Source organism: Nosocomiicoccus ampullae (genome assembly GCF_019357495.1).
In the GTDB taxonomy this organism is placed as follows: Bacteria; Bacillota; Bacilli; order Staphylococcales; family Salinicoccaceae; genus Nosocomiicoccus; species Nosocomiicoccus ampullae.
The window spans coordinates 836,964-861,360 of sequence record NZ_CP079110.1 but is presented as its reverse complement, the minus strand read 5'-3'; the positions used below and the strand labels follow the sequence as shown (position 1 = coordinate 861,360).

Sequence of the window (24,397 nt, the reverse complement as noted above, 5' to 3'; positions counted from 1 at the left end):
TCCTTTCCGTTTTGTTTTTTATTCATATACAATTTTAGGTTGTTTTGAACCAAATACATATCCGATAATGTATCCGACAATTAAGATTGGAATCCACTCAAACTCTGCAGCAAATAACGGTAAATATTCTAATATTTGAAGTGGTAAAACTTCAAGTGCTGAAATACCAAAGTAATCTGATCTAAAGATTACTGCTAATATAGACACAATACTTACTGTATAAACTGGAATTTGTAATGCTAGTCTTGGTGACGGTACAAAGTATGTGAATATAACAAGTGAGACTACTGTCATAGCGATTGGGTAAAGAATCATCAGTACTGGTACAGATCCTTGAATGATTGTACTCAGTCCTTGGTTTGCTAGTACTAACGAAATTAATACAAAAATTGATACCCAAGCTACATAACTAACTCTCGGAATTAATTCATGGAAATATTCAGATACTGAAACAATTAAACCAACACAAGTTGTTAGACAAGCAAGAAATACAATAGTTGCTAGTACGAACACTCCAAATCCACCAAGTACATCTTCTGCTACAAACGTTAAAATAAATGTACCTAAGTTTTGGCCTTCTGCTATCTCTCCTGGAAGTCCTACTCTGTTACCAATCCAAGCAAGTGCAACGTAAATGACTCCAAGTAAAACTGCTGCAAGCACAGCTGATTGAATAGTACCATTTAATAAGTCTTTTTTACTAGAAAATCCTAAACCGCGAATTGCATTAATAACAATTAAGCTAAATACAATTGCTGCGATCGCATCCATCGTTAAATATCCTTCAGTAAATCCTACTGAGAATGCTGACTTCTCTAAAAATGCCCCTGATGTTTCGTTTGGTGTTAAACCTGAATAATTTAAAATACCCATAATAATTAATAAGACAATTGTAATTAAGAGAATTGGTGTCAATGATTTACCAATTGTGTCTACTAAGTATCCAGGTTTTAAACAAATTAAGAAAACAATAAGGAAATATAATACCGTAAATATTAATAGACTTAATGTACTTGTATCAGATAAGTATGGCAGAATGGACATTTCATACGCTGTAGTAGCAGTTCTTGGAATTGCGAAGAACGGCCCAATTGTTAAAAATATCGCAACCATAAACGCGATTGAGAACCATTTACTTACATGATTTAGCGATTCATCATATCCACCTTTAGAAATTGCTCCAGCAATAACAGCAATCAATGGAAGCCCTACTCCGGTGAGAACAAATCCAATTACTCCTGGCCAAAAATGCTCTCCACTCTCATGTCCGATTGCCGGTGGAAATATCAAGTTACCAGCACCAAAAAACATCGCAAATAACATAAAACCTACGACAAAAACATATTTTAACTTCATATTTTTACCTCCATAATTTTATACTCGGCTTATCGCATAAAACACATAATACAGTATATTAAGAGGAAAGTCTATATATTTTTAGAATTATCAGAAAGTTTATTTTTAAAGAAAAGCGTGCATAAGTAGCACACTTTAAACTTCTTTAAAATATTCTTTAAAATACCCGCCAACTTTATTAGAATCATCAATTATAAATAAATATTCTTCTGTCTCATTTACGACTGGATAAGTTTTACCTATTGTCAGCATATCTGATACTTTAAACTTTTTCGCATTCGTATGAACAACCTCAACATCTTTAATGTGATTGTCATGCCAAGTTTTATGTAACATATTATCTCTCCTTAAAAATAAAGAGGTGCGTTTTTCGCACCTCTATTATTAACCTTCTAGTAGTAAGTCTTCAGGATTTTCAATTAATTCTTTAATTGTTTTTAAGAAACCTACAGACTCAGCACCATCAATGATACGGTGGTCGTAACTTAATGCAACATACATCATCGGACGGATTTCAACTTTACCATCTACTGCGACAGGACGTTGTTGAATTGTGTGCATACCTAAAATAGCAGCTTGTGTACCATTAATAATTGGTGTTGACATTAATGAACCAAATACTCCACCATTTGTGATTGTAAATGATCCGTTAGTCATTTCATCAAGCTTAAGCTTTTTGTCACGCGCACGTGTCGCAACATCAATGATGTCGTCTTCAATTTCAGCGAAGTTTTTACGGTCACAGTCTCTAATTACTGGAACGAGTAAACCTTCGTCTGTTGATACCGCAATCGCAATATCATAAAACTGTTTGTAAACTAAGTCAGTGCCATCAATTTCAGCATTTACCGCTGGATATTTTTTAAGTGCAGCAACTGCAGCTTTAGTAAAGAATGACATGAAACCAAGTTTAGTTCCATTATTTCTCTCCATAAACTGTTCTTTTTTACGTTTACGTAATTCCATAACATTCGTCATGTCGATTTCGTTAAACGTCGTTAGCATCGCTGTAGATTGAGATACATCTAATAATCGGTTTGCAATCGTTTGACGACGACGTGACATCGGTTCACGAACTACTGGTTTTTCATCTTTTGCTTGTTGTTTTGAAGATTCTTTAATAGATTCAGTTTTATCGTCTTTTTTAGCACTTTCTTGTTGTGGTGCATTTACGTGGTTATTTACGTCATGTGAACGTACTAGACCTCTTGGATCTGCAGCATTCACGTCGCTTAAGCTAATCCCTTTTTCACGAGCTAACTTACGTGCTGAAGGTGTTGCAACGATATGGGAGTCGTCTTCTTTAACATCTGTTGCTGGTTTTTCTTCAGCTTTCTCTTCAGCCTTAGGCGTTTCTTTACTTTCGTCTTTAGAATCATTGTCTGATTTAGGTGCTGAACCACCTGCTGAAACGACCGCTATAGCTTGACCGACTTCAACAGTGTCTCCTTCTTCAGCTTTTACTTCAGAAATTACGCCGTCTTCTTCACTGACAACTTCAACGTTTACTTTGTCAGTTTCAAGCTCTAATACTGCTTCCCCTTTTTCAACACTGTCGCCTTCTTTTTTAAACCAAGTTGCAATCGTACCTTCTGTAATCGATTCTGCAAGCTCTGGAACGATAATTTCACTCATTACTTATCTTCTCCTCTTATTTCAATGCTTCTTTTAAAATCTTATCTTGAATTAATTTGTAAATACCCGCATTACCTTCAGCTGGAGATGCACTTTCGTTTCTTCCAACGTAGTTGAATTCAACTTTATCATCCAGTAATTCTCGTAAATTAGGTTCAACAAAGCGATATGAACCTTGGTTTTTAGGTTCTTCTTGAACAAATCTTACTTCTTTTAATTTAGGTAGTGAATCTAGAACTTCTTTAATCTCTTCTTTAGGGAAAGGATATAATTGTTCTAATTTAATTAATAATTTAGAATCGTCCTCTTCTTTTTTCAGGCTTTCTTCGAGTTCAACCGCAATTTTACCACTTGCAACTAATACAGTTTTAACTGCTTTAGGGTTATCATTTTCATAGATGATTTCCTCGAATTTGCCATTAATAAATTCACTTACTGATTTAGATGCTGTTTGATTTCTTAATAAACTCTTTGGTGAAGCGAGTATTAATGGACGTGTTAAATCAGTATTTAAGTTTTGTGCTTGTCTTCTTAATAAGTGGAAGTAGTTTGCACTAGATGATAGGTTCGCTACAGTCATGTTATTTTCAGCACATAATTGTAAGAAACGTTCAATTCTTGAACTTGAGTGTTCAGGACCTTGTCCTTCTTGTGCATGTGGAAGTAACATTGTTAAACCAGTCACTTCTCCCCATTTTGAATGTGCTGCTGAAATAAATGTGTCGATAATAGGTTGTGCCATGTTGACAAAGTCACCATACTGCGCTTCCCAAATCGTTAATACATCTTTATTCTGAACGTTATAGCCGTATTCATAAGCAAGTGCTGCTAATTCTGATAATGGTGAGTTGTGAATATCAAATGAAGCTTTCGCGTCACTAATATTTTTTAATGGTGTATATTCTTCTCCACTCATAGGATCGTGTAGTACTGCGTTACGGTGAGCAAATGTTCCACGCTCAGCGTCTTCACCTGATATGCGAATCGGTGTACCATCTTGTAGGAGTGTCGCAAATGCTAAAGCTTCTGCATGTCCCCAGTCGATTCCGACAGAATCGTCTTCAAATGGTAATTTTCTTCTTTCTAACACTTTAGATAGCTTTTTAAATACTTCAAATTCGCCTTCATAAGTGAGTAATTCATTATTAATTTTTTCGAGACGTTCTTTTGTAATACTTTCATCTACTTCATTTTTTTGTTTTTCAAATATGAAGTCAGGATGTTCGATTTCGCCACTTACAATTGTATCTTTCTTATCAATTTTATCGTGTGCATTTCGAATTTCTTTTTCAACGTCATCGATAATTTGAGTTTTTTCATCTTTAGAGATGACTGATTCCTCTACTAATTGATCACCATATAGATGTTCAATTGTTGGGTATTCTTTAATTTCGTTATAAAGCATTGGGTTAGTTGTCATTGGTTCATCCATTTCGTTATGTCCCATACGACGATAACCAATTAAGTCAATAACGATATCTCTGTTGAATTTTTGACGGTATGAAAATGCAAGTTCAATTGCTTTTAATACATACTCTGGTTTGTCGTTATTAACGTGTAACACTGGAATATCGAATCCTTTTGCGATATCACTTGAGTAAAGTGTTGAACGTCCGTCCCACTCTTCAGTTGTAAATCCAATACGGTTGTTTGTAATAATATGCACTGATCCACCAACTGTGTAACCTCTTAAGTCACTCATGTTCATTGCTTCTGGGTTTACACCTTGAGCTGGGAATGCTGCGTCACCGTGGATAACAACTGCAAATGCATCGTTAGCATTTTGTTCACTAGAACCTTTAACGTCGTTTTTCTCTTGAGCTGCACGTGTTTTACCTTGTACAACTGGTCCAACGATTTCAAGGTGTGATGGGTTATTAGCAAGTGTAACAGTTTGTTCAATACCGTTATCTTTTCTCGTTTTAATACCACCTAAGTGATACTTAACGTCACCCATCCATCCGTTTGTAATTTCTAAAGAACCATCTTCTGGTAAGAATTTCATAGCATCTGTTGACATAAACTCACTCAGCATCATTTCATAAGGCTTTTGTAAAACGTGAGTTAAAACGTTTAAACGTCCGCGGTGTGCCATACCGATTTGTAAATGTTGTAACTTATCTTCTGACATCTTTTTGAGTAAGTGGTTCAACATTGGAACTAATGAGTCTACACCTTCAATAGAGAATCTTTTAGCTCCTACGAAGTTTTTTTGTAGATATTTCTCGAAACCTTCTACTTTAGATAACGATTTAAAGAGTTCGATTTTATCTTTATTATCGTAACTTGGTCGACCTTTTGTTTCAGCATATTCTTTAAACCATTCTCTTTCTTCCTCGTTATTAATGTGTGAGAATTCAAAAGATAATGGAGACGTATATGTCTCTTTTAAGTGGTTTAAAGCATCGAGCGCATTATCAAATGTGTCAACTAAATATGGACTAATCGTTTCAACATCGACACTTTTAACATCCTCTTCAGTAAAACCATAATTTTCAAAACTGAAGTCAGGTTTGTTTTTAACTTCTGGAGGATATACTGGGTACACATCTGCATCTAAGTGACCATAAGTTCGAATGTCCATTACCCATTTAATAATATTTTCTAATTTGCTGTTTGATCCACCTGTTTTTGGAGAACTTATTTGACCTTCATTTTGTAAAATAGTTTCAAATAAGATTTGCATTTCTTCAGAAACACTGTCTGGGTCTTCTAGATACATATCAAAGTATTCTAATACTAACCCAAGGTTTGTTCCGAAACTAACAGGCGCGTGATCATACGCCTTTTCTTTCATTTAAGACACCTCTTCTGTGTATTTATTGCTTGTGTATATTTTAACATTATTAGCGCTGATTATAAAGAAATTAACACCCTTTTGAGTATAAAAAACTATTTTAAAGGAAATTCAATATGAATTGTCGTTCCTTCGTTTATCTTACTTTCTAAATATACATTTCCTTCATTTGATTCTATAATTTTTTTCGCAATAGATAATCCAAGTCCATTTCCGCCAAGTTCTCTACTTCTCGATTTATCCACACGATAGAAACGATCAAACACCTTATTCACATCTTCTTCAGGTATTCCGACACCTTTATCACTAATTTCTATTTTTATTTTATTACTCATTAATTTAGATTTAATATGAATTGATTTGTTAATATAATCATATTTAACTGCATTATCTAGAAATATGACTAAAATCTGTTCAAACTGATACTGACTAATAGGATAAAAAATCGCCTGATCTAAATCTAATGTAAACGTATATGCTGGATGAAGTTGTTTCATTGCATTTACTCTACTAATAATCTCTTCGTTTAAATTAATTGGGTCAATAATGTTTGTCTTTTCATTTTCATTTTTCGTTAACTCAAGTAACTCCTCTATAAGTTTTGTTATTCGTCCCATTTCGTCAATCGATATCTGTAGAGACTCTTCAAGAACAGCTTTATCATTTTTTCCCCATCGGTTAATTAAATTTAAATGCCCTTGAACGATTTGAAGCGGTGTACGCAGTTCATGTGAAGCATCTTCTACGAATTGCTTTTGCTGATTAAAAGACTCTTCGAGAGTATCCATCATTTTATTAAACGATAAGACCATATAATCGATTTCTTCAAGATTGGTTTTTAAATCAAGACGTTCTGAAAAACCGTTATTTTCGACATATTGAAGCTGTCTAGTAAACCTATAAATCGGTCGTACCATCTGTCCAGCCATAAAATAACTAATGACTAAAGTAATCGATATTGACATGAATCCAATAATAGTTGCGATAATAATGATCATTTGTAAAATCGTATAATATTCATTCATTGGATGAACTACTGCGATATAGCCATTCCAGTATTCTGAATCAATTTTTACAGTCTGTACGAGATAACTCATATCTTCAAAGTCTAACGAATAAATATCTGGATGAATAATTTGTTCTCTCGGAATATTAAAAGACATACCTCTACTCGGCCAACGGTAAACTTCTTCACCACTATTTGTATATAGTACAAATTTTTGGTTATCGTACAGATTAGAATATATTTCACGTTCATCAATCGTGTTAAAAGCGGTCGTTTCATACATTGCTTTAAGTTCTACAGCACTTCTATCGAGTGCTCGGTACTGTAAATCTTTCAAATATAAACTTGTCGCGTATATTAAAAACGCACTAAACATAATAAAAGATCCAATAATAATTAAAATCGATAAACGCATCCAGCGACTTCTTAATGACGTTTTCATGATCTAATCACGTAACCAACACCTCTTACCGTTTCAATAATTTTTTCAAGTTTAAATGGTTTCAACTTATTTCTTAAATAACGAATATAAACGTCAACGACATTTGTTTCAACCTCGTTATCATATCCCCATATTTTATCTAAAATTGTCTCTCTTCTTAATACGACATTTTCATTTTCTATAAGTAATTTAAGTAGTTCAAATTCAGTTTTTGTTAAATCGACTTCGATATCTTCAATAATTACTTTATATGCAGATAAATCGATTGTAATACCATGAGCGTCTATCGTATTTGATAAACTACTTGATGAATGTCTTCTAATAATTACTCTTAAACGTGCAAGCAGTTCTTCAATTTCAAATGGTTTAACGATGTAATCATCAGCGCCGTAGTCTAATCCAATGACTTTGTCATACGTTGCATCTTTAGCTGTAATCATAATAATCGGGGTTTCTTTTTCTCGTCTAATTTTTCTACATACTTCGAGACCGTTCAACCCTGGAAGCATTAAATCTAGCAATATACAATCAAAATCTTCATCTAATGCTTTTTCGAGTCCGTTTAAGCCGTCCGACTTTACGGTGACATCATAGCCTTCATGTTTAAGTTCAAGTTCTAAAAATCGTGCTAAATTCTGTTCGTCTTCAATAATTAATATTTTTGGCATTTCTCCACCTCAAAATAAACAATAGTTAAAGTCATTATAAAAAAAACGTCTATTAAAGTAAAAACTTTAATAGACGTTTCACTAATTGCCTGAAGCTTTTCCTGGTATATCGTTACTATAGCTTTGTTGCTTAATTAATAAATTCTTTTTTACTTCAGGCCATTCATCATCAATAATTGAGTAAACAACTAAATTACGAGGCACTCCGTGAAGTGCGCGTTCTTTTCTTAGTACGCCTTCTTTCGTGAACCCTAAGCGTTCAATCGCTTTATTCGATCTGACATTTCTTTCGTCTGCTCGAATTTGAACGCGCATCATATTCATGATTTCAAAACAAAATTCTAAGAGTAAAAATTTTGAGTCAGAGTTCACAAATGTACGTTGTGCACTTGTTCCAAACCATGTTGCACCAATCTCGCAACTTTGTCTTTCGTAATCAATATGTTGAATTCTCGTACTACCGAGTACCTCATCTGTTGATTTTAGTACAACGACAAAAGGAATTGCTTGCATTTTATTGCGTGAATCTATTGCGGTTGATACCCATTCAATCATTTCGTCTTCTGTGACAGCTTGAAATAACATATAAGTCCATATACTTTCATGATTCACTTTTTGAAGTTCTTTAGCATGTGATAATTGCATTGGTATTAACTTAATACGGTCATTTTCAAGCGTAATTGATTCATATAAATGAGTAATCAATAGATCCACCTTCTTTTTTGTTATTTTATATCATCAAACTTACCATGAAATAGCCAAGATACTAATGCGACTGTTGCGCTACCAATTGCAATACCTGCTAATACATCCGTTGGGAAGTGTACTCCGAGGTAAACTCTCGACGAACAAATTAACAAGATGAAAACCGCACAAATTGCATATAGCACTGCTTTATGGTTTAAGTTTGTATGCTTAATTATAACCATTAAACTACCAAAAAAGATAGTAGAACCTAAACTATGACCACTTGGAAAACTGAATCCACTAATCTCAATAAGTCTTAAAAAAGCTGGACGTTCTCTATCGAATGAATGTTTTAGAATAGGTATTAATATACTTGATGCAAGCATTGAAACAACCATAAATAATGCATGAATATTCATTCGATATAGGAGTAAAATCGCAATGACGATGAGTGATAGAATAATCATTGAAATCACTTCACCGAGTTGCGTGAAACCTAAAAATAGAGCCGTTGTTAAAAAGCTTTCAGAAGCATATATAAATTCATAGACTTCTCGGTCGATAAATTTCCCAATACGTGACTCATGGAATACAGCAATGACACCAAAAATGAGGGTAAATATAATGAATAATGAAATTTTCTTAGCTCTACTCATAATGGTTACTCCTCTAATAGTTTTTCAGTTAAGCGTTTTGCTGTTGTACCAGATTTAAATTGCTCCATTTGCTTAATGTATTCTATTTCATTATTTGTGATTTTTTTAATAAAATCAATCATTTGTTTTGGAGTTAAATTTTCTTCTTCAATGACTTCTGCATAACCTTTACTTTTAAAATAATGAGCATTCTCTATTTGATCTCCTCTACTTTGAGATAACGGTAAAGGAATTAAGAGCATCGGTTTTTTGAGAAGAAGCAACTCATAAATTGCATTTGACCCACTTCTAGAAATCACGACGTCTGATATTTTAAAAAGATGCGGTAATTCATGTTGAACAAATTCATATTGTCTATAATTTTCTGATTGTAAATCATCTTTAATATTATCAGCACCTGTAATGTGAATGACTTGAAAGTCTTTTGTTAATTCATCGATATTTTCATGGACAATATCATTAATCGATTTAGCGCCTAAACTTCCACCGACAAACATAATAGTTTTTTTACTTGAATCAAAACCAGTAATATCTTGTGCGATTGTTTCACTACCGTGTAAAAGCTCTTCACGGATTACTGGCCCAATATATTCAGCTTTATTCTTATCAACATAATCTAATGTCTTTTCAAATGTGACAAATATTTTTGTCGCAAATTTTCCTGCAATTTTATTTGCAAGACCTGGAGAAATATCTGATTCATGGATGTAAACGGGTATATTTAAGCTTTTTGCTGCTAAGACTACAGGTACAGACACAAAACCACCTTTAGAAAATACAAATTTTGGTTTTAACTTTCTTAGTGCTTTTCTTGCGTCAAATATACCTTTAGTCACTTTAAAAATGTCTTTAAAGTTTTCAAACGAAATATATCGTCTTAATTTACCACTTGATATACTATAATATTCAATGCCTGAATTTTCGATTATTTCTTTTTCAATGCCTGTTTTAGATCCAATATAATATGGCTTAGTATCTTCATTTAGTAATTCAGGGATGAGTAATTTGTTTAACATGACGTGTCCAACTGTTCCACCACCAGTCAGTACGACGACATCATTTTTTCTTTTCATATGTATCCTCTTTTCTAATTACAATGTTAAACACCATGCGTAATGCACGGTGTTTAACTGAATGAATTATTCTTCCTCGTCTTCGTCTAATTCTCTTTTACGAGATTCATCGACAGGAATGTATTTAGAGTTTTCTTTCATTTCTTTTGTAATTTCTTTTTTAGATTTTTTGCCTTTAATATAGTCGAGTAAATATTCTAATTGAACGTCATTTTCTTTTATATGTTCACGAATGTCTTTCATCAACTGTTCTGTCGTATCACCAGTAACAATTCCATTAGGCTCTAAATCTTTATCATTTTGGTACTGTTGAACAACTTTAGTTAAATTACTATCAAAATTATTGTCAATTTTATCTACATCATATCCGAGTGCATCTAAAATAACTTTAATTGAAATTATATCATCGTTACTCTGTGTTTCAATGTAAGCATCTTCACTATCTAAAAATTTCACTCTATAAAAATCTGGAGTGTTAATGACGAAATCTGGTTCAATTCCTTTTTCATGAATCCATTCTCCATTTGGTGTTAACCATTTCGTGTTTGTATATTTTACGAGAGAATTATCTTTGAATTCACTTGAACGCTGGACGATACCTTTACCAAATGATTTTGTACCGATGATTTCTGCGTCAGTTAGGTCTCTCATAGCACCAGCAAATACTTCACTTGCACTCGCAGAACCTTCGTTTAGAAGGATATAAATATTGTCAAAATCGTCTTCTCTAATGATTTGATCATTTTCAGCGATTACTTTTTCACGGTCACCAAACTTGTTTTCTAAGTAAAGAACTAACTTACCTTTATTGACAAAGAAGTTTATCATATCGACAGCTTCGTTTAACAGGCCACCTGGATTTGAGCGGAAGTCTAATATAATATCTTCTACTTCTTTATCTTTCGCTTCTTCTAAAGCATTTTTTAACTCATTTGCAGTCTCTTGTTGGAATCTATTCACACTGATATGTGCTACGTTATCTTTAATTTCTGAAGTGACACTATCAACATGAATTTTGTCACGAGTAATCGTCACATTAAACGGTTTATCAGATCCACGCTGAATTGTTAATGTCACATCAGTTCCTTTTTCACCACGAATTCTTTTTACAGCGTCTTGCGTTGTAAAATCTTGAGTTGATTCTTCATCTATTTCAATGATTTTATCGCCAGATTGTAGTCCTGCATCTTCTGCTGGAGAACCTTTCATTGGACTTGAAATGATAATCGATCGATCATCTTGCATAAGTTCTGCACCGATACCATGGAAGTCTCCGGTAATCGATTCTTCAAACTCTTCAGTTTGTTCTGGTAGCATATATTCACTATACGGATCGTTGAGACCTTCTACCATTCCTTTAATGGACGATTCGATTAATTCGTCTTTATCGACATCTGTGTAATATTCTTTAGACAACGTATCATATACGTTATATAGTTTTGCAAATTCTTGACGTGTATCAGTACCAACGTTTACAGCACGCTCAGTATTGCCATTCAGACTTAAAGCAGTAATAATTATCGTAATGAAAATTGTCGTTAGTAAAATAATAATAAACCAAAATACATTTAAATTTACTTTTAAACGACTACTCTTTGGATCTTCGTTATTCACAACTTCACCTATTTTCTAATTAAAAATTACTCAGCAAAAGGTAATGCTGCGTCTAATGCTATTTCAATCATTTCGTTAAATGATGTTTGTCTTTCCATTGCTGAAGTTTCTTCTCCAGTTAAAACGTGATCAGATACTGTTAAGATACTTAATGCTTTAGCGTCATATTTTTTAGCAATTGTAAATAAAGCACTTGATTCCATCTCTAAAGCAAGCACACCGTATTCAGCGAGTTGTTCGATATTACCTTTTTCATCATAGAATGAATCTGCAGTAAATACGTTACCAACTACTGCGCGTGCACCACGTTTTGTCGCTTCGTTATACGCTGAAGATAGCAATTCAAAGTCAGAAGTTGGTGCATAGCTAATGCCGTCAAATAATTTTACATTTTGACTAGAATCTGTCGATGCACTTTGTGCGATAATTAAATCACGTACTTTAATATCTTCTTTGATTGCGCCACAAGTTCCAACACGAATTAAATTCTTTACACCATAATCACGCATTAATTCATGAACGTAAATCGAGATTGATGGAATTCCCATTCCTGTTCCCATGACAGAGATTCTTTTTCCTTTGTACGTTCCAGTAAATCCAAACATATTTCTTACTTCGTTAAATTGAGTCACATCTTCTAAAAATGTCTCTGCAATATATTTTGCGCGTAATGGGTCTCCTGGTAATAAAATCGTTTCTGCAATAGCACCTTGTTCTGCTCCAATATGAATACTCATCATTTTCCTCCTAATAATTTAACCAGTTTTTATATTCTTCAAATAGCGTATCATATGTATCCAGAGAAACACCGTCATATGGTGTTTTCTCTAGATAATCAGATATCTCATCATAGTCTGTTGAAAATATGGGAAATTGTGGGTCATTTACAGCTTGAGTTGAAAATGATCCTTTGTCACTTTTTTCTCCAGTTTTCGTTTTTAAAAATTGATAAAAAGAATAACTTTTCATAAAATCACTCAAATAATGTTAAGTACTTTTCATATTCTGTACCTTTTAAGTCTTCTTTTGGAATGAAATTAAGTGCAGCTGAATTAATACAATATCTCATTCCACCGGCTTCGACTGGTCCATCATTAAATACGTGTCCTAAATGTGAATCTGAGGTATCACTACGGACTTCAATTCTGCGCATGCCAAATGAATCATCGAAATGCTCAGATACCGACTCGTCGATTGTTCTTGTAAAAGATGGCCAGCCGCATCCAGCATCGTATTTATCTGTCGAGCTAAATAGTGCTTGACCAGATAATTTATCGACATAAATTCCTACTTCAGTATGTTGATCATATTCATTTTGAAATGGGGGCTCTGTTCCATTTTCTTTCATAACATGATATTCCATCTCATTAAGCTCTGAAACATTTTTATTCATTAATTTTCACCCCAATGCTCTTCAATGAATCCTTTACGACCAGATCCTTTATAGAACGCATTATAATGTGCGCTATTTTTCTTATAAAAGTCTTGATGATAATCTTCGGCTTCATAGAAGTTTTTATAAGGTAATACAGGCGTGATAACAGGGTCTTTAAAAACTTTCTTGTCATTTAATTCTTTAATATATTCCTCTGCAGCTTCTTTTTGTTCTTCGTCATGATAAAAAACTGCAGGCATATACATTGATCCTCTGTCACCAAATTGACCGTCGTTATCAGTTGGGTCAAATGTTTTGAAGAAAACTTCTAAAATTTCGTTATAAGAAATAACTTCTGGATCAAAATCAATTTGAACAGCTTCAGTATGTCCGGTTGTGCCTGATCCAACTTCTTCATATGTTGGATTTTCTTTATGTCCGTTTGAATATCCACTTATAACACTATTCACACCGTCATATTGGTCAAACGGTTTAACAAGACACCAGAAACATCCACCTGCTAAAGTTGCTTTTGCCATTTACTACACTCCTTTAGAGTACCCCATCGACTGAGAAGTACCATTTATCGTTTTTATAATCAATTTCATCGATTGTAACGTCGTATTCGAGCTGATCTTTAAATACCTTTGAATCGATAATTATTTCAGCTGACTCGTCGCTAAAAGTCATTCCTTCACCAAGCTCTACATGATTTTTAAGTGTATCGTAGAGCATATCCATACTAATGGATAATGAAGCAACGTCTATATCTTTTAATTGTAGAATAATTTTATCGTCTTTTACAAGTGGTTCTATTGAGATTTTTACAGGTATATCTAGGTTTAGTACATGGTATCCCGTTTCTATAATGATACCGTCCTCATTAATATTGACGTACATGTTTTCGTCAATTTGTTGATTAATCGCGTGTTCTATCGTTTCGTTATTTGTAACGACTTGAATTGGTGACGTGTGAGTTTGATTTGATTTTTCAGTAAAATTGTCATAACTCGGTGTCGTTAAAATTTTATAGCCGATAGTTAATATTACGATTAAATTAATTGAGAGTAATATTAAAAATAGTATTTTCCATATATTACGATTCATAGCTATCTTCTTTTCTTATGATGTGTAAATATGAATATGGATAGTTAACATCCTCTGACACATCAAAGTCCTCTCTAGATATGATTTCAAAGTCGTCTTTATCATATTCAGGGAAGAACGTATCCCCAATAAAATCTTCATATATTTCAGTAATATACATTTCGTCAACCTCATCAATCATTGCGTGGTACAACTTACTTCCACCAAATATAAACACTTTACCTTCTAAGTCTTTAATTTCTTCGAGGCTTCTAATAATTTCTATTCCATCGTCCTCAATATTTTGAGAAGTTAAAACAACATTTTTTCTATTTGGTAGTGGTTTACCAAGTGATTCATAAGTTGAACGGCCCATGACGATAGTATGACCTGTCGTAATTTCTTTAACACGTTTTAAATCGTGTGGGAGTTTCCAGGGCATATCACCTTTAAACCCAATCACGTTTTGATTCGCGTATGCTACGATTAAAGATAACATAATTTTTCTCCTTTACACTGCGATTGGTGCTTTAATACTTTTATGACTTTTATAATCTACAAGTTCTAAATCTTCATATTCAAGATCAAACATTGATTTATCCGTATTAACTTTAACTGTTGGTGCTTCAAAACCATCACGTGAAAGCTGTGTTTCAACCGCATCAATATGGTTTTTATAAATGTGAACGTCACCAAACGTATGCACGAATTCTCCCACTTCTAAACCAGTTTCTCTTGCGACAAGTATTAATAGTAAACTATATGATGCAATATTAAATGGAACACCTAAAAATACATCAGCACTACGTTGGTAAAGTTGTAAGCTTAGTTTTCCATCATTTACGTAAAACTGGAATAATGTATGACAAGGTGGTAATGCCATCGTTTCAATTTCAGCTGGGTTCCATGCTGAAATGATATGACGTCTAGAGTATGGATTATTCTTAATCGAATCAATTAAATTTTTTAATTGATCGATAGATTCACCATTTGGTCCTACCCAGTCTCTCCACTGTTTTCCGTATACGTTCCCAAGTTCCCCATATTTTTTAGCAAATGTGTCGTCAGTTAAAATTCTTTTTTTATATTTTTCCATCTCTTCTTTATACACTTCATTAAACGCTTCATCTTTGAGTGCGCGACGACCAAAATCTGTCATATCTGGACCTTTGTAATCCTCAGACTCAACATAACGTTTAAACGCCCATTCATTCCAAATATTATTGTTGTACTGAAGCAAATATTTGATATTCGTATCGCCTCTCATAAACCAAATGAGTTCAGTGGCGATAAGTTTAAATGATGTACGTTTTGTCGTAAGAAGCGGGAAACCTTTACTTAAATCAAAACGCATTTGGTATCCAAATGTAGAAATTGTTCCAGTACCTGTACGGTCATCTTTTTCAATACCTGTGTCTAAAACGTGCGTTAACAGGTTATGATAAGCTTCGTCAAAACTATTCATAAAAATCCACCTTTCTTTTATCTTGTATATTTAATATAATGTAAGTAATCATAAATACTTCCAAAGAAGGAGTGGTCTTAATGGAAGCAGTAATGTTTACTGGATTAGTATTACTCTCACTTTACATGATTTCGATGTGCATTTACGAATAATACTAATTAATAGACTAAAAAGGAAAGCGAAACGCTTTCCTTTTTTTATTGACAATGTTCGTCAAACACATCTTTTAAGTCCATCATAATATCTTCGACTTCTCTACCTTCAATAAATTCTCTCGGTAAGAAATATTTTAAGTCTTTTCCTTCAAAAAGAGCCATTGACGGGCTAGATGGCGCTTGACCGATATATTCTCTCATTGTTTCTGTTGCTTCTTTGTCTTGCCCAGCAAAAACAGTGACTAAGTGATCAGGTTTATTTGGATTTTGTAATGCAACTGTACGAGCTGCTGGTCTTGCGAGTCCTGCCGCACAACCACACATACTATTAATCACAACAAAAGTTGTTTCATTGCTGTCTAAATCGTTCATGAAAGTATTGACTGCATCAGTAGTTGTTAGTTCTTCAAAATTATATTTAGTTAAGTCTCTTCTATATGCTTCTACAAGCTCATTCATATAATCTTCGTATGCGTTCATGACTTATCCCTCATTTCCATTTGTTTCCAAACACTTCCAAGTGCTTCTTCTCCGTCTTCAATTCGAGAAATTGCGAGTTCTTTTTGGAGTTTACATTCATAAGATGAATCTTCTCTATATTTATACAAGTAAGGTAGACTCGATTCGTCTCCAACTTCATATATAAACATTGCCGCACGCCAACGAACAATCGGACTTTTATCGTTAAGTAATGGATATATATCTTTTAAGCCAGATTTAAAGCCGAGATCGCTATAAGCGTCTCCTGCAGTTCTTCTTACAGTTACAGATTTGTCTTGTAAAGCATCTTTTAAATAATTTAATGTCTTTTCCTTTTCAATCATTGCGAGTAGTGACACTGCCATTCTACGAATCTGAACTTTCACGTCAGTTAACGCATACGATAAAAATTCGTAATCAGATATATCTGGTGTGTCAAAGTGATTTAAGTAATAGAGACGCTTTTTCCAGTCGGATTCATTTTTAAATGTATCTAAATCAACTTTGAAATATTGCTTCGGTTCAGGCTGTTTGTTTTCTTTCGCAGCTTGAATGAGTTCTTCTAAACGAGATTCAGTATATATTGCTTCAAGTTCTTCAGTAACTTCGTTTAAAACGTCTTGAAGTTCACCATAATAAAATCCAAGCGCATCCCATTTTCTACTAAAAATAATGTTATCGGTCGGTAATGTCGCTTTTTCTACTGCTTGTACAAATCTTTCACTTAACTCTTCTCTAGCTTGTCCATCATTTAACTTAATTTGGTAAGGGATTTCTTTAAATTTAAGTAACTCTACTTTTACTTCACCGAAATGTTCGTCGACGTGCGGTACTACTTTTTTGTATCGCCGTCTTCAAACGTTGCTTCGATTTTAGGAATGATAGTCTCCCAATCCGCACGAGGATCTTTGTCGATAGAAATGAAGTCTAGTGCATAAAATACACTTGTCACTTCTTCAATTTCAAGTACACGATTAATGAATTCAGGATTATCATCGCTAACTTCAGTATGTGTTGAAGATTTCATATCTTCTTTATGTTCATCTAAAACAACTTTCATTGTATTTGGGTTTGGTGTAGGTTCGATTTTTAAAATGTTCATTTGTATTCTCCTCATAAATTATTTCCATATATTTTTATTTTAAGTCCTACAGAACATTCATTGATACAAAAATGATGTGCGTAGGATTTATTATATAATTTTCTGTTTACTTTTTTTAACTTACAGTTTTTGCAATAGTTATCTTCTAACTCACGAATTTTCTCAAGTTCATGAAGATTCATAATATGCGCTAATCCTTTACTTATTTAAATGTTTGTACAGTCCATTTTTCGCAAGAGTATCTGCATGTTTGTTATTTTTTCGCATTACAAAAGAAGTAAATAGTAGATTAAACGAAGTTTCATGTTTCATATATTCATCTAAATACTTTTTGAAACGCTTATTTTTTACAAATCTTTTTTCTATTGAATCAACAACTATTTTTGAATCAGTGTAAATAATTGCTTCAGTTATATTATATTCGATACATCTCTCAATTGCATATACCAAAGTTGCCCATTCTGCTTCATTATTATCTATTCCTTCAAACAGTGTTGTGAACTCATAAACTTTATCGTCATTTTTTATAACAACAGCGCCGACTGAAACATGTGGATGTTGTCTAGTCGCTGCATCAATATATATTTTAGCCATTATAAATCCAAACTTTCAACATAACGTTTTGATATCGTAAGATCATAATTTTCTAAAACGTCTAATTGACGTTCGATGTCATAACTAAAATCTGAAAATTCGATAATGTCACTTACGTTTACTGGTACGTCTGTAATAATTTCAGCAAGTCGACGACTTAATATTAAATGATCATAGTCTTTTAATATGTTTTCACGTTGACGATTTGTGAGTGAATCCAAGTTATTTAATAGATTATCGAGTGTGACATGCTTTTGTATAAGCTTTAACGCTGTTTTCTCACCGATTCCACTAACACCAAAATAACCATCCCCACTATCGCCCATCAGTGCTTTTACATCGATAAATTGCTCTGGTGTAATTGAATATTCATTTATAAAACGTTCGTAATCGTATATGTCGTATTCAGTAAAACCTTTTTTAGTTAGCCATAATTCATTATGTGAGTTGATGACTTGCAGTAGATCTTTATCGCCAGAGATAATAATTGTTTGATTATATTTTTTTGCGATTGTACCAATTATGTCATCAGCTTCATAGCCTGTCATTCCAATTTGATAAAAACCAAGGTCATTTAAAACGTCTTTTACTAAATCAAATTGAGGGATAAGTTCTTCTGGGGGAGGTGGTCGATTCGATTTATAGTCATCATACCACTCTGTACGGACCGTTTTACTCCCCATATCCCACGCAATGATGATTTTTCAGGGCGTATAATTTCAATTGCCTTATATATATGACGAATGGTACCTTGTACGCCGTTTGTTGGTTGATCATATTTGTTGTAAAAGAATTGTTTACTAAAACTCGTTGCAAAAAAGTGACGAAATAGTAGCGCCATTCCGTCGATAACTAATAATTTACTCAATGTCTAATACACGTTCCTTTAAAGTCGTTTCATTACTCACAATCTTTTTACCTTCACGTACCCATTCAGAAAAACTACCACCATACAATTTAACAGGAACATCGTGGTAATCTAAAAACATAAACATCGGTGTAGCACTCATCCCAGAACCGCAAGATACTGTGACTTTATCGAACTTTTTAATATCTACAAGTTCGTCTTGTAAAACGTCGAGTGATATATTTCCGTCTTTAAACAACTCTCTGTTTTCGATATTAATTGCTGTCGGAATATGACCGCTTTTGCTATCCATACTATCTCCTTCACCGAGATATCTAGATCTTGCACGAACATCTATTAGTAAATGATTATTATCATTAAGATTTTTTTCGACTTCTTCTAGTGTTGTGTAAAAATTACTGTCAGGAAGTTCATCAATACTTTCAAACTCCCTCGGTAGTTCTACTGACACATCATCGACTTTTTCAGCCACTTTTTTTAAAGTATCTAAACTACCAATATAAATTTTGACATCATAACCATATAATTTGAAAACGACGTATAGGCGCGTATGAAAGAAACTTTTGTCATCCGCGAATAATACGATATCTTTTCCTGTTGATTTAAGTGAATCGTATAACCCCTTAACAATACCTTTAGTTGGAATTGGACTACGACCATTATTATGTCCACCCTCTTCAACGAAAAATGGGTGTTCTGATATATGAACGGTATGTTTAATCGAATCATTTCGTAGAAGTTCATTTGTTTTTTGTTCATTTCCCATGACGTTTCTCGTATCAACAAGTAATAATGTAGACGGATCTAACTCTAGTAATTCTCTTTCATCAATAATTGACATTATCTTCACCTACAGTCTGCTTTATTTTATTTAATAATTCAACACTTTCGTGATACTTATTTTCACTAGGTGTTTCAACTTCTTTATTAAGTAATTCGAGCACTCGAGTTTTATCTTCCTTTAATGAAGAGTCGACTGCGTCAAAGTATACTTTAATATTATCATTTACATGTTGTTTTAAATCATCCAATTGTAGTGACTCTACAATCTTTTTAGAGAATATTAAAAGATTATCTCTGAGTTGTTTATGTGTTTTCGTCTTTTTCTCAAGCTGTTTTAAATTTTCTTTTATAAATAATTTGTCAGTGGAAATTGTAATTTGACTATGTTTTGTTTTTGGGAAAGTAATGGTATCAACAACATTACTTTCTCTTAGTTTAACATTAAAGTCATTAAGCTGTTGACTTAACAGCTGATCAATAAATCTAAATATATTATTTAATATTGTGTTACTTTCAATTGTTAAATACTGTGAAATATCATTACTTAACTCTTCGAATCGTGCATTTAATGCTTTTTTACTCGTATCATTTATTGAAATTTTTGAAGATAAATAATCGTACAGCTTAAGTTCGAGCTGTTTCGGCATAAATGTAAATAAGTTTTCCATTTCATTTGTTGCCTCATTAGTAAAGTAACTAGCATTAAACGTATTAATTAAATTATACGTGTTTTTTCGATTTTTAATGAGTGTTTGAATATGATTCTCGCCATCGTTAAATTGTTTAATGTTCGATTTTAATAATTCAATAAACTGTTTGATATTTTCATCAATACTTTTAGCAAGCAGTGCTTTAGACGTACTCTCAGCATTTTTTAAAAACTGTGCTTTTACAGATTCAAACGATGCATCATTGTGATTTAATGCATATTTACTTGATACACCGTAAATATCGTGCTGAATTTTAAGCTGGTTTAACGACTGATGCATATACTCTTTGACGTCTTCTACTTCTGTCGTATCTTTAGCAAGATCAACTGCGTTAATAATGATGGTTAATGGGAATCCCTTACCTTTAATTGATTGAATGTACTTTAGGAATTGTGCATCTGACTCTGTGAACACATGGTTAAAGTATGAAACATATATAATTAAATCACTATTAGCGATAATATGGTATGTTTCTTGAGTATGACGGTCGTTCATTGAGTTAATACCTGGTGAATCAACGATTGTAAAGTTTTCTAGAAGCGGTGCATCATCACCGATATACGCTTTTTCTATAAATATTGCATGACTATCTTCACTTGTTTTAAAATCGATGTCTTTTTTCGTTGATTCAACAGTTTGACCGAGCAACGGACGATACATTTCAAGATTTTCATTCAATCCATTTTTAAGTGGAATATATAGTTTAGAAACTTCTTTTTTATTTAACTCACTGACTTGTTTGTCTAAAGGTATTCTTGATTTACCAGTTACTGCTTCGAGCATTTTAATTAGAGATTCTTCTGATTTATATTCAATATAACTTTTTTCATTATTACTAATTTCTGTAATTGAAGCGGTTGTAGGATTCGGACTAGTTGTCAGTAATTTTTCCTTTAATAATGCATTTATAAATGTACTTTTTCCGGCACTAAAACCACCAAATACACTAATATTCGCTTCGTCATTATCTAATCGAGATAATTTACTCTGTAGTAAATTGTAAACATCTTTATAGTTTTCTGAAGTTGAAACTAAATCAGTAACTTCTTTATATAACTCTATATTTAAAGATTCTGATTTATAGTCATAGCTCGCGATATCTACTTTCTCTTCAGTGAGGTCTTTAATCTGATCTAAAGAGACTTCAATATTTTTGTTTAATACTTTTAAATCTTCATCAACATGAGTATATAAGTTTTGATAACTACCAGATAAAAATACTTCTTTTAACTCTTGAATGTCTAACGCTTTTTTATATCGTGCTAATTCTTCATTTACGTTACTAGCAGTTTCAACATTTTGATGGCTAACATTTAAGGAATCAATAAATGTGCTGAGTTGTTCTCTCACTTCTCTAGAAATCGTTTGTTTTAAGTGATCTAAATAAACGTGTAAAAATTTCTCATTACTCTCAGTAATGTCATAATCGATGAGTAATGAATCATGATACTCATATTTGAAATAGTCGCTCGTTGAAATTTTCAAATCAAAGAATAAGTCATTTATTTGAGTGTTAATTTGGCAATCAATGACGTCTTGCATAAATTTATGGACATTTGACAATTGTTCTTTTTTCATTGCATCTAACTTTTTCTTTTTACCAAAAAATCCTTTAATTGTCACTTCACCAGTACACATTTTAAAATATTCACGAATACTGTCTTTAACGTCATGTGGAAAGAGATAGCTATTATCTACAACTGATTTTGCATTGTTGTCTACGTAACTTTTCAATTTATTTTTATCTTGTTTAATTTCTGAAGCATCTTGAGTATCTTTTTCTTCTTCTAAGTAAGATATATGTGCCTTTAAGTCAGAAATAGTTTTCTCATGAATCTGTAAATTGCTTAACGTGTCATTTAAGTAATCCACATGTTTAGATTCAATATTTTTTATAATACGGTCGTGATAACGCGTTTTAAATTCTTCTCTCGATTGGTCAAGTTCTTTTAAAAATTTTTCTAATTCACTATTTTGTCTGTATGGTGTGTCATATATAGATGTTGTAAAAATATGTTCTGGTGTGATCCCATGGTTTTTTAGTGTCATATTCAAACGATGGATAAATGTCTCGTAGGATAATTCATTATCATCGTGCTTATCGATCTGGTTAACGATTAAAGAAAACGGGATATTATAAGATGCAATCTCACTTAAAAAGGATAAGTTCGATTCACTTTCAACATGATTATATTCAACTGTAAAAAAGACATAGTCAGAGTTTAGTAAAAACTTATTCGTGCTCTCCTCGTGCGCAGATGTTTTTGAGTCGACACCTGGTGTATCTTGGAATACGAAAGTGTTGTCATACTTTGTACTTTCATGCATAATTTTTACATACTCAATTGCAACGTCTTTTTTATTAATATCTTTAACTTCACTTAAATTATTTAACTTAACAAAATGATTTTTATCGATGTAAACGCGCGCAAGTGTATCGTTATTAACTTCGATTTGGACAGTTTTACTTGTCGTTGGAATTGGTGAAGATGGTAGGACATCTTCTTCTAATAAATGGTTAATTAAACTCGATTTACCAGCAGAAAAATGTCCGATAAACGAAACAACAAATAAGTCGTCATACACTTTTTTTATCGTGTAGTCGATTTCAGACATAAGTTGTTTGTTGTTGGATTTGCTTATTTCTTTTCGAATCTTATATAAGATATTTAAAGTATCATCGTTTACCATTACTTTTTACCCCAGTACTGATAATAAGTTGTTTCAATATATCCGTTAAATAATTTTCTTCTATGTGTCGCACGCTTCCCAATAATAATTTCAAATTCTTTATTTGACGTCATTAAATAAACGTTTAACGTATCGTTTTGTTCCATTAATTGTCCGATCTTACGGTACATATCCTCCACTGCTTTTGCTTCACCAATACGCTCACCATATGGAGGATTTGTAACGATTTGCGTATGATCTTTAATATCATTTAAATCGTGGACATCTTGAACTGTAAATTTAATTTCTTCTAATAATCCAACTTCTTCAGCGTTTTCTTTTGCAACTTCAATCATTTTACCGTCGATATCACTCGCATAAACTTCAACGTCTTTATCGTATAATGCTTCTTCTTCATATTTATTTCTTAGACTTGTCCACATATCCTCCGGAATAATATCCCAATTCTCAGCATCAAATGTGCGGTTTGACCCTGGTGCAATATTTTTAGCAATCATCGCAGCTTCAATCGCAATTGTTCCAGAACCACAAAATGGATCAACTAAAGGATTACTTCCTGTATAGTTTGCGAGTTGTAACATTGCAGCTGCGAGTGTTTCTTTAATTGGTGCTTCACCTTGCGAGACTCTATACCCACGTTTATGTAATCCATCTCCTGACGTATCGATAGTAAGAAGTGCTCGGTCTTTTAAAATATTAATATCTACTTTATAACGTGCGCCTGTTTCAGGAAGTTTACCATCGAGCTTAAATGCTTCTTTTAAGTGTTCAACAATTGCTTTTTTAGTAATTCTTTGTACATCTGGTACGGAATAGAGTGTGGATTTATGGGATTTACCTGTGACAGGAAAATCTGCGTCTGGACCTAATATGTCTGACCACGGTAGTTCTTTAACAGCTTCAAATAAACCATCAAATGTAGTTACATTAAAATCTCCAATAATAATACGAATACGTTCAGCTGTACGTAGTTTTAAGTTCGTTTCAACAATCGTTTTTTCATCACCAGTAAAGAAAACTCGTCCATTTTCAAGTGTAGTTTTGTAGCCTAAAGCCTCTATTTCATTTGCTACTACACGTTCAAGCCCCATTGGTGTATTTGCTAAAAAACTAAATTTCATAATATGCATCCTTTTATATTTGATTTATATATT

General features: G+C 33.0%; 25 protein-coding genes and 2 pseudogenes. All 27 read right to left on the bottom strand.

The features are described 5' to 3' along the window. Positions 1–18: 18 nt before the first annotated feature. Positions 19–1,356, bottom strand: coding sequence for a branched-chain amino acid transport system II carrier protein (gene brnQ, locus KPF49_RS04445; protein ID WP_183672802.1), 1,338 nt, complete (start codon positions 1,354–1,356; stop codon positions 19–21). Between the two features lie 135 nt (positions 1,357–1,491). After that, positions 1,492–1,692, bottom strand: a complete 201-nt coding sequence (locus KPF49_RS04440) for a DUF6501 family protein (protein ID WP_183672803.1) — start codon at positions 1,690–1,692, stop codon at positions 1,492–1,494. A 48-nt stretch (positions 1,693–1,740) separates the two neighbouring features. Then, positions 1,741–2,991 (bottom strand): 2-oxoglutarate dehydrogenase complex dihydrolipoyllysine-residue succinyltransferase, encoded by a 1,251-nt coding sequence (odhB, locus tag KPF49_RS04435; RefSeq protein ID WP_183672804.1) that lies wholly within the window; start codon positions 2,989–2,991, stop codon positions 1,741–1,743. A gap of 16 nt (positions 2,992–3,007) precedes the next feature. Beyond that, positions 3,008–5,788 carry a 2-oxoglutarate dehydrogenase E1 component gene (locus tag KPF49_RS04430; RefSeq protein ID WP_183672805.1) on the bottom strand — a complete coding sequence of 927 codons (2,781 nt, stop codon included), beginning with the start codon at positions 5,786–5,788 and terminating at the stop codon, positions 3,008–3,010. A gap of 95 nt (positions 5,789–5,883) precedes the next feature. Continuing rightward, positions 5,884–7,236, bottom strand: coding sequence for a sensor histidine kinase (locus KPF49_RS04425; protein WP_221265203.1), 1,353 nt, complete (start codon positions 7,234–7,236; stop codon positions 5,884–5,886). Next, positions 7,233–7,904 carry a response regulator transcription factor gene (locus KPF49_RS04420; RefSeq protein ID WP_183672806.1) on the bottom strand — a complete coding sequence of 224 codons (672 nt, stop codon included), beginning with the start codon at positions 7,902–7,904 and terminating at the stop codon, positions 7,233–7,235. The genes KPF49_RS04425 and KPF49_RS04420 overlap by 4 nt, the downstream gene beginning before the upstream one ends. 81 nt (positions 7,905–7,985) lie before the next feature. Further along, complete coding sequence (locus tag KPF49_RS04415; protein WP_183672807.1) at positions 7,986–8,609, bottom strand: GNAT family N-acetyltransferase; 624 nt, start codon at positions 8,607–8,609, stop codon at positions 7,986–7,988. 20 nt (positions 8,610–8,629) lie between these two features. Further along, a complete protein-coding gene (locus KPF49_RS04410) occupies positions 8,630–9,247 on the bottom strand; it encodes a phosphatase PAP2 family protein (RefSeq protein ID WP_183672808.1) in 618 nt (205 codons plus the stop codon). A gap of 5 nt (positions 9,248–9,252) precedes the next feature. Further along, positions 9,253–10,320, bottom strand: a complete 1,068-nt coding sequence (locus KPF49_RS04405) for an undecaprenyldiphospho-muramoylpentapeptide beta-N-acetylglucosaminyltransferase (RefSeq protein ID WP_183672809.1) — start codon at positions 10,318–10,320, stop codon at positions 9,253–9,255. Between the two features lie 66 nt (positions 10,321–10,386). Next, positions 10,387–11,934 carry a S41 family peptidase gene (locus KPF49_RS04400; protein ID WP_246562699.1) on the bottom strand — a complete coding sequence of 516 codons (1,548 nt, stop codon included), beginning with the start codon at positions 11,932–11,934 and terminating at the stop codon, positions 10,387–10,389. Between the two features lie 26 nt (positions 11,935–11,960). After that, on the bottom strand, positions 11,961–12,671 hold the full coding sequence (deoD, locus tag KPF49_RS04395) for a purine-nucleoside phosphorylase (protein ID WP_183672810.1): 711 nt from the start codon (positions 12,669–12,671) through the stop codon (positions 11,961–11,963). A gap of 10 nt (positions 12,672–12,681) precedes the next feature. Beyond that, positions 12,682–12,903: a YozE family protein gene (locus tag KPF49_RS04390; protein ID WP_183672811.1), complete on the bottom strand. Its 222-nt coding sequence runs from the start codon at positions 12,901–12,903 to the stop codon at positions 12,682–12,684. A gap of 4 nt (positions 12,904–12,907) precedes the next feature. Beyond that, the gene (msrB, locus tag KPF49_RS04385) at positions 12,908–13,327 is read right to left on the bottom strand and encodes a peptide-methionine (R)-S-oxide reductase MsrB (RefSeq protein ID WP_183672812.1); all 420 of its coding nucleotides are present in this window, start codon (positions 13,325–13,327) and stop codon (positions 12,908–12,910) included. Continuing rightward, positions 13,327–13,848 carry a peptide-methionine (S)-S-oxide reductase MsrA gene (gene msrA, locus KPF49_RS04380; protein ID WP_183672813.1) on the bottom strand — a complete coding sequence of 174 codons (522 nt, stop codon included), beginning with the start codon at positions 13,846–13,848 and terminating at the stop codon, positions 13,327–13,329. Before msrA ends, msrB begins: the two co-directional genes overlap by 1 nt. A 13-nt stretch (positions 13,849–13,861) precedes the next feature. Then, complete coding sequence (locus tag KPF49_RS04375) at positions 13,862–14,416, bottom strand: DUF2140 family protein (RefSeq protein ID WP_183672814.1); 555 nt, start codon at positions 14,414–14,416, stop codon at positions 13,862–13,864. After that, on the bottom strand, positions 14,406–14,897 hold the full coding sequence (locus KPF49_RS04370) for a dihydrofolate reductase (RefSeq protein WP_183672833.1): 492 nt from the start codon (positions 14,895–14,897) through the stop codon (positions 14,406–14,408). Before KPF49_RS04370 ends, KPF49_RS04375 begins: the two co-directional genes overlap by 11 nt. 9 nt (positions 14,898–14,906) lie before the next feature. Beyond that, positions 14,907–15,860: a thymidylate synthase gene (locus KPF49_RS04365; RefSeq protein ID WP_183672815.1), complete on the bottom strand. Its 954-nt coding sequence runs from the start codon at positions 15,858–15,860 to the stop codon at positions 14,907–14,909. A 197-nt stretch (positions 15,861–16,057) separates the two neighbouring features. Next, positions 16,058–16,495: a BrxA/BrxB family bacilliredoxin gene (locus KPF49_RS04360; protein ID WP_183672816.1), complete on the bottom strand. Its 438-nt coding sequence runs from the start codon at positions 16,493–16,495 to the stop codon at positions 16,058–16,060. After that, a complete protein-coding gene (locus KPF49_RS08165; protein ID WP_311538880.1) occupies positions 16,492–16,881 on the bottom strand; it encodes a HEAT repeat domain-containing protein in 390 nt (129 codons plus the stop codon). The genes KPF49_RS04360 and KPF49_RS08165 overlap by 4 nt, the downstream gene beginning before the upstream one ends. 225 nt (positions 16,882–17,106) lie before the next feature. Then, positions 17,107–17,256, bottom strand: a pseudogene (locus KPF49_RS08160) (virulence factor); the annotation flags it as partial. A 71-nt stretch (positions 17,257–17,327) separates the two neighbouring features. Continuing rightward, positions 17,328–17,597, bottom strand: coding sequence for a NifU N-terminal domain-containing protein (locus KPF49_RS08155; protein WP_311538881.1), 270 nt, complete (start codon positions 17,595–17,597; stop codon positions 17,328–17,330). 11 nt (positions 17,598–17,608) lie between these two features. After that, a complete protein-coding gene (locus tag KPF49_RS04350; protein ID WP_183672817.1) occupies positions 17,609–17,779 on the bottom strand; it encodes a zinc-finger domain-containing protein in 171 nt (56 codons plus the stop codon). A 16-nt stretch (positions 17,780–17,795) separates the two neighbouring features. Beyond that, positions 17,796–18,191 carry a ribonuclease HI family protein gene (locus tag KPF49_RS04345; protein ID WP_183672818.1) on the bottom strand — a complete coding sequence of 132 codons (396 nt, stop codon included), beginning with the start codon at positions 18,189–18,191 and terminating at the stop codon, positions 17,796–17,798. After that, positions 18,191–19,032, bottom strand: a pseudogene (locus tag KPF49_RS04340) (5'-3' exonuclease). The gene KPF49_RS04345 and the pseudogene KPF49_RS04340 overlap by 1 nt, the downstream one beginning before the upstream one ends. 19 nt (positions 19,033–19,051) lie before the next feature. Then, complete coding sequence (locus KPF49_RS04335; RefSeq protein ID WP_183672819.1) at positions 19,052–19,900, bottom strand: sulfurtransferase; 849 nt, start codon at positions 19,898–19,900, stop codon at positions 19,052–19,054. After that, positions 19,887–23,243: a dynamin family protein gene (locus KPF49_RS04330; RefSeq protein ID WP_183672820.1), complete on the bottom strand. Its 3,357-nt coding sequence runs from the start codon at positions 23,241–23,243 to the stop codon at positions 19,887–19,889. The genes KPF49_RS04335 and KPF49_RS04330 overlap by 14 nt, the downstream gene beginning before the upstream one ends. Beyond that, positions 23,243–24,364, bottom strand: a complete 1,122-nt coding sequence (locus KPF49_RS04325) for a THUMP domain-containing class I SAM-dependent RNA methyltransferase (RefSeq protein WP_183672821.1) — start codon at positions 24,362–24,364, stop codon at positions 23,243–23,245. The genes KPF49_RS04330 and KPF49_RS04325 overlap by 1 nt, the downstream gene beginning before the upstream one ends. Positions 24,365–24,397: the final 33 nt, after the last annotated feature.